The 4100-nt window shown below is 62.4% G+C and carries 6 protein-coding genes; 4 read left to right on the top strand and 2 right to left on the bottom strand.

Annotated features, from left to right (window positions below; genetic code table 11):
• The coding region (locus ACLP25_RS18115; RefSeq protein ID WP_442470564.1) for a hypothetical protein at window positions 1-183 on the top strand (183 nt) is incomplete at its 5' end.
• A 36-nt stretch (window positions 184-219) separates the two neighbouring features.
• Here ACLP25_RS18115 and ACLP25_RS18110 read toward each other — a convergent pair.
• Both ACLP25_RS18110 and ACLP25_RS18105 read right to left on the bottom strand, forming a co-directional pair.
• A complete protein-coding gene (locus ACLP25_RS18110) occupies window positions 220-1512 on the bottom strand; it encodes a hypothetical protein (protein WP_442470563.1) in 1293 nt (430 codons plus the stop codon).
• 378 nt (window positions 1513-1890) lie between these two features.
• On the bottom strand, window positions 1891-2214 hold the full coding sequence (locus ACLP25_RS18105) for a hypothetical protein (protein WP_442470562.1): 324 nt from the start codon (window positions 2212-2214) through the stop codon (window positions 1891-1893).
• Between the two features lie 277 nt (window positions 2215-2491).
• Here ACLP25_RS18105 and ACLP25_RS18100 point away from each other — a divergent pair, with 277 nt between their 5' ends.
• The 3 genes from ACLP25_RS18100 to ACLP25_RS18090 all read left to right on the top strand — a co-directional run bounded on the left by ACLP25_RS18100 (window position 2492) and on the right by ACLP25_RS18090 (window position 3598).
• Window positions 2492-2743 carry a hypothetical protein gene (locus ACLP25_RS18100; protein ID WP_442470566.1) on the top strand — a complete coding sequence of 84 codons (252 nt, stop codon included), beginning with the start codon at window positions 2492-2494 and terminating at the stop codon, window positions 2741-2743.
• Window positions 2682-3002 carry a helix-turn-helix domain-containing protein gene (locus tag ACLP25_RS18095; protein ID WP_442470565.1) on the top strand — a complete coding sequence of 107 codons (321 nt, stop codon included), beginning with the start codon at window positions 2682-2684 and terminating at the stop codon, window positions 3000-3002. The genes ACLP25_RS18100 and ACLP25_RS18095 overlap by 62 nt, the downstream gene beginning before the upstream one ends.
• A gap of 212 nt (window positions 3003-3214) precedes the next feature.
• Window positions 3215-3598: a hypothetical protein gene (locus ACLP25_RS18090; RefSeq protein WP_442470561.1), complete on the top strand. Its 384-nt coding sequence runs from the start codon at window positions 3215-3217 to the stop codon at window positions 3596-3598.
• Window positions 3599-4100 lie beyond the last annotated feature (502 nt).

The raw sequence follows: 4100 nt of genomic DNA, 5'->3' as shown, positions 1-4100 counted from the left end.
TTCCAGCGGAACAGCATGGGCGATCAGGGCCGCACTCCCGCGATCCTCGACCACCCAGAACGGGCCGAGCATTCCGGCCTGTGCGGGCCCGTCAGTCCGCAATTTGCGCACAGCAGCCGCTTCGCGGGGCGGCTTTCGGCCAGATCGCTGGGCGGCGAAATCGCAATGCTGCGCCCATCCTAGACGTGTGTCGGCTGGTTGTTCCGAAGCGATCAGTCATCACGTCGAACCGACAAGGCTGCCCCAGGTGCGCAGGTTTCTATCGCTGTTGATCACGCCCTGGATGGTTGCGGCGTCGAGGCCCGGTCTACCGTAGGCGTCGCCGAAACGCCCGGTCACTGCCAACAGGAAGTCGACGATCGCGGCCCAGTCCCAGGTCCGCCGGGACTCAGAGACGCACACGCGGTCGATGAGGGCATCGCTGCGTTCGTCGTTGAATAGCCCGACCCATTTGGACCCGTCGAGACCGACGGCGCCGACCTCGATACGGATGATGCGCGACGCGCCCAGCGCAGTGAGCATCGCCAGGCCAGGGACGAGAAAGCCCGCGACGTCGGTTAAAAACTTGCCGACAAAAAATGTACCGTCGCTCAGACGCTCGGTGTCGAAAGTCCAAAGCTCGCCACTATCGCGGAACCATTGGGTGGCGGTCCAGGTGTCGGTCGGATCGCCCTCTTTGACCGAGGCGTAGCGCAGTACGCCATCGCCATTGAGACCGCCGTCGCACCTCCTCCAGGGACCAAGCGGATGAAGGCCGGAACTTCCATTCGGTCCTGACCACTCGTGGACGGCGCGCGCGGCCGGGATGCCGTCGCGGAAGCGCTCGGGAACGATGCGCACATAAATGCGCCGCCCTTCCGCCGGCCGCGCACCGCGCTGGCCGTCACCACCATAAACTGGTTGGTGGCGCAGCAGCGTGGCCGCCTCGAACCAGACCGACGGATCGCCCGGGCGCGAGGGCTTCCCGCTCGGACCCGGGTCGTTCGCTTTGGCGGTGAGCCAATTGGCGAGCGATTTGCGGAGCGCCTCTCTCAGGTGCTCACTGAGTTCAATGGTGGCCTGTTCGATCCTTGCGTCGTCGGCACCCTTCGGCACCAAATACAGGATTGCCGCGCGGCGGTGGCGGACGTCGAACGGAAGCTGCTCGTAATTCTTTGGGCCGTAGGCCTTGTTCGCGACTAAAATGATGTTCTCGTGCGAATGATGGGCCCAAGCCCAGCCGAGCTCAATAAGCACGTTCGGGTTGGGCAGCTCGCGCCCGCCGTCGGAACGGCCGGCCGAGGTGATGTCGCCGACGAAGACTCCGGCCTCCTCGATCTTGCGGAAGATCGTGTCGGCTATAGCGGACATGCCCGCCTCATCCTTGGTGTCGTGATCGAGCTCCGGACCTTCGCTCGGGTCGAGCTCAAGCTCGTCGCTGAGCGCCGTGAGAGCGCGCCCCAGCGCATCCTGAATCACGTTGCGACAATATTTTGCGGGGCGATCACTCTGCCACGACCAGAAAACCTTCATGCACGTCACCCCGATAACGCGGTTAGCAGTATGGCACGCAAACGGCGAGAGCGCTTTCCGCTTTCGCAACACAGTGTCAGAAACCAGGGGTTTCTCCCGGCCACAATCCAACCTCATGATATCGGTCGCGATTTGACCCGCTCGCCAAGCCGTCGGCGAATGGCCGCTATTTGCGCACAGCAGCCGCTTCGCGGGGCGGCTTCGAATTATCTCCGTGATGCTCTGGGGGCACCTCGACTGAGGACCGCTCAGGGCGGGTTATGCGCTTCCGAGCGCCTGCGGGGAGGGCAGGTATACGTAGAAAAGCCGACCGCCGGCTGGCGTTCACCTGCAGCTTCCATTCCGATCTCGGCCAGCGCATCGGCAGCGGAGAGGCTCTCAGGAGGCCAGCATGGCAGCGACCGACTTCGGGTTGAATTGCCGTCCACGTTCGTTCAGAAAGCCGCGCGCCGCCAGTTCCGCCGCTATTGCCCTGAGGCTGAGCCTTCCGCCCTTGGGTTTCTTGCGCGCGAGCGCCTTCGCCAGCTTGACGACGTCGGGCCGCGCCTCGATGTGGCTCTTCCGCCCCTCAACTTTCATGCCGGTCGCGATGCGCTTCCGCTTTCGCGCCGCTGCGAGTTTCGCGACAATGGTCGCTTTCTCAAACTCGGCGATGGCGCCCAGGACCTGGCGCACGAGGATCGCGGTCGGCGTGTCCTCCATAAAGTGCGTCGGCGCTCTGGGAACCGCAGGACGAAATCCAACCGGCTCGGACAAGCGAGACCGCGGGCCGCAACCGCTGGGAAACCCGCGAAGTGACGGTGTTTCCGGCGAAGGCCTGGTTTCGCTAAACTCCCTGGGAAAACCTGATCAAGACCGTGCTTCGCTTGGAGCGCACGGTCTACAAGCGCAACCCGGCAACGGGGCTTTGCGCCCAAACGACCGAGGTCGTCTTCTGGATTTCTTCTGCTTCCAACCAGACGCCCGAGCGCTGGAACGAATGCATTCGCGCAGGCTTGGAACGGCCTGCGCGATCGTCACTTGGCGCATTGAGAATGGCAGTCATTATGTGCGCGACACCGCCTTTGCCGAGGACGCCTCCCGCATTCGCAAGAACCCCGCTATCCTCGCGTGCCTGCGCTCCTTCGCCTATAATCTGGTCAGGGCTTCGGGATGTGAAAACATCCGAAATGCCCGCTGGCGAGCCGCTCTCGACATCAGTCTCGTGCTCGAAATGCCCGCATTGTCGTAGAACTAAACAGCCTTGGGTAGCGCCCCCATGCGCCATGGCCGGTCTGAAGGACATCGTAGCGATCAATGTCCGTCGGCTACGGCACGAAAAGGGGTGGACACAAGAGGAGCTGGCCGACCGCGTCGGGCTAAGCGCACGATACGTCGGTCAGATTGAACGCGCGCAGGCGTCAATGACCGTCTCTGTTCTTGGTCGAATCGCGGACGCATTCAAGGTTGACCCGGCGGAATTGGTCGCGCGTTCCCGCAGCAGACAGTGACGACGCAGCGGACGATGGGTCGATTGGCACCGCGTCGACTCAGGCGACGGTTGCGGTGCTCTCTCCGAAATCGAGCCCTGCACTTGAGAACGCGTCCGCGCGCCAAACCGTCGCAGGGGAAATCTTCCGACGGGGCAGCACAATCGCGTAGTATACGGCAGAATCTCGTTGGATTTTAGCCTGAGCGCAGCCGGCCTGCGAAGGGGGGTGGCATGAACGTGTTCGACCTCGACCGCGCGATGATCGACGAGTACGCGGCGTTTTCCCGCTCGTTCACGAAAATCCGCGCCCAGGATATCCGCGACCAAATCGACGCCGCCTATGCGAGCCGCAAGTACTGGCCAGAGCCCATCCTCCAGATCAACCCGCACTACAAGCGTGACAAGTCGGTCTCCGACCTAGTCCGCGAACGAGTGCTCCATCCGTCCTGTAACGTGGTCTTCGCGGATTGGGAGCTGCGGACCCATCAGGTCCAATCCGTGCATATCGCGAGGGAGCGGAGAAGCTTCGTCGTGACGACAGGCAGAGATGAAGGAGATGGATACGAAGTGTCGATTGAAGAGGCTGTTCTCAATGCCGATCGGTACGATAGATGATTCCCTTAGTCGACATGTCTTTCGGCGCGAAGTTTGGCCCCGCTAGAGGCGGGGACTGAGGGCGCATATTCTTGTGAGCGGGCATTTCGGTCGAGGACAATCGCTGCAAAAGGCCCCAGGGGGCGACGGCATTGGGACGCGGGCCCGTCCTCGAACAACATCTTGTCGTGATGACCGCTGCGTCGACGAGCCGATCGAGCGCGTCGTCCGCCCCGCCTGCATGAGCCAATGGCGGCTGTGACCCCGCCCGCCAGAGCGAGCGACGACTCGCAATCGAACAAAACAGGTTTCGGGTCGAGACTGACGCGGGCCGCGGCGCGCCTCCGCAGACGAAATCGCGCCTGTTGCTTACCGGGCGCTCACCGAAAGGCCTGCTCAGGAGCGTTGATAGGCCAGATTCGTTGCTAACACTTTGAAATCTTTGGCGCGCCCGACAGGATGAAACTGGGCACTCGTATGTGATTGTTATTCCAACTGTTTTGTGAAGACGTATTCGCGCCAG

Source organism: Roseiarcus sp. (assembly GCF_052145395.1).
GTDB lineage: Bacteria > Pseudomonadota > Alphaproteobacteria > Rhizobiales > Beijerinckiaceae > Roseiarcus.
This window is presented reverse-complemented; position numbering and strand designations above follow the sequence as displayed.

Excerpts from the sequence above, each read along its gene's own strand:
- ACLP25_RS18110 (WP_442470563.1), bottom strand. The coding sequence starts at position 1,512 with ATGAAGGTTTTCTGGTCGTGGCAGAGTGATCGCCCCGCAAAATATTGT.
- ACLP25_RS18105 (WP_442470562.1), bottom strand. The coding sequence starts at position 2,214 with ATGGAGGACACGCCGACCGCGATCCTCGTGCGCCAGGTCCTGGGCGCC.
- ACLP25_RS18100 (WP_442470566.1), top strand. The coding sequence starts at position 2,492 with ATGCATTCGCGCAGGCTTGGAACGGCCTGCGCGATCGTCACTTGGCGC.
- ACLP25_RS18095 (WP_442470565.1), top strand. The coding sequence starts at position 2,682 with ATGCCCGCTGGCGAGCCGCTCTCGACATCAGTCTCGTGCTCGAAATGC.
- ACLP25_RS18090 (WP_442470561.1), top strand. The coding sequence starts at position 3,215 with ATGAACGTGTTCGACCTCGACCGCGCGATGATCGACGAGTACGCGGCG.